At 60.6% G+C, this 1,000-nt stretch carries 1 protein-coding gene; it reads left to right on the plus strand.

The annotated features are described in order from the left end of the window. Positions 1 to 106 precede the first annotated feature (106 nt). Positions 107 to 1,000 (plus strand): peptidoglycan-binding protein (locus EN925_RS37285; protein ID WP_164894734.1); only part of this gene is annotated, 894 nt, incomplete at its 3' end.

Genomic DNA, 1,000 nt, shown 5'->3' on the forward strand with positions numbered 1-1,000 from the left:
CTGCAGGCACAGTGAGTTGAATTGGACATCGATGTTAAGAGACCAGTAACCAATCCGGCAGAATGTCGCTTGCGGCCTCTTTTCGCTGCCAGGAGACACACCCCACATGCGACGCGGCCTCGGTCTACTTGTACTCACCTTCAGCACGGCACTTGGCGCTGGCACGGCAACGTTGGTCATCTCACCAGCTCACGCCGCGTCATTGCTTACCCCCGATACCGTCAACGCAGCGCCCCTCGATGCAATTTCGCCGACGTATGCGCCCCCCGATTCGAAGATCGATCCGCTGACCACCGGCAGCACGTTCAATGTCGGTGCCGCCGCCCCTTCGACGGAGTTTACGCAAGCCCCTGCGGCAGACGCGCCCTCGCCGTCCATAGTTCGGTTGCAGGTATTGCTCGACCGGGCGGGGGCGTCGCCAGGAGTTATCGACGGTCTTGATGGCGGCAACCTGCGGCACGCCATCGCAGCCTTTGAAGTGATGCGTGGCCTCCCGGTCGACGGAAAGATTGGACTCAAGGTCATCGCCGCCATAGACGCGGACAAGCAGGTTATCGGCAGCTACGTCGTCACGGCGGACGACCTTTCCACGGTGGTGGGTGCCATTCCGAAAGACTACGCCAAAATGGCGGAGATGAAATACCTCGGCTACGCCCGTCCAAGCGAGGCCATGGCCGAGCGTTTCCACATGGACGAGGATTTTCTGAAGGCACTCAATCCTGGCGCGACCTTCGCCGAGGGAGAAACGATTTCGGTGGCCGATCTAGGTTCGGGGAAGCGCGGAACGGCCGCCAGACTGGAAGTAGACAAGGCCGAAGGCCAGGTTCGCGCCTATGCGGAAGACGGCTCACTCCTGGCGGCCTTTCCGGCCACAATTGGCAGCGAGGAGAACCCATCCCCGTCCGGCATGCATACAGTAAGGGCGGTGGTCACGAACCCGAGCTACACCTACAATCCCAAGCTCAATTTCAAACAGGGCAACAACGACAAGGTCCTGACC

This window comes from Mesorhizobium sp. M7A.F.Ca.US.006.04.2.1 (assembly GCF_004022915.1).
GTDB classification, from domain to species: domain Bacteria; phylum Pseudomonadota; class Alphaproteobacteria; order Rhizobiales; family Rhizobiaceae; genus Mesorhizobium; species Mesorhizobium ciceri.